The sequence below is a fragment of the Legionella feeleii genome (genome assembly GCF_001467625.1).
GTDB lineage: Bacteria > Pseudomonadota > Gammaproteobacteria > Legionellales > Legionellaceae > Tatlockia > Tatlockia feeleii.
Map to the genome: position 1 here is coordinate 1 of NZ_LNYB01000052.1, position 373 is coordinate 373.

A 373-nucleotide genomic window follows, 5' to 3' on the forward strand; every position below is an offset into this window, starting at 1 on the left:
TAGAAAAGAATCAGCCTGTTAAGAGCTTACATCCAATGCTATGATGATACCACAATCGAAGAGGTTAGTTAAGGTTGGCGGGATAGGGGATGTGTATTACATTTCACAAAAAATGCACAATCCCTGCTGGTTGAAAATCAACCATCCTTCGCAAGCCTTTCGGCCTGCGTTCAACAAGGAAACTGAAACAAAAATGATAAAAACAAGACCATTGGTTATTCGCGTTACCGAGGAGGAATTAGCTCATCTTGAGGAGGCAGGTATTCGCCTTTTTGGCAGACCAAATAAAAGCCGCTTAATGCGCAAACTTTTGCGCGATTATATTGGTATGGGACCTGATTTAACGGATGAAGAAATGACGGCATTTCGTGAA

The 373-nt window shown here is 41.8% G+C and carries 1 protein-coding gene; it reads left to right on the forward strand.

All coding sequences use genetic code 11. The features are described 5' to 3' along the window. Positions 1 to 193 precede the first annotated feature (193 nt). A partial coding sequence (locus Lfee_RS17395; RefSeq protein ID WP_156413372.1) for a hypothetical protein occupies positions 194 to 373 on the forward strand: 180 nt, incomplete at its 3' end.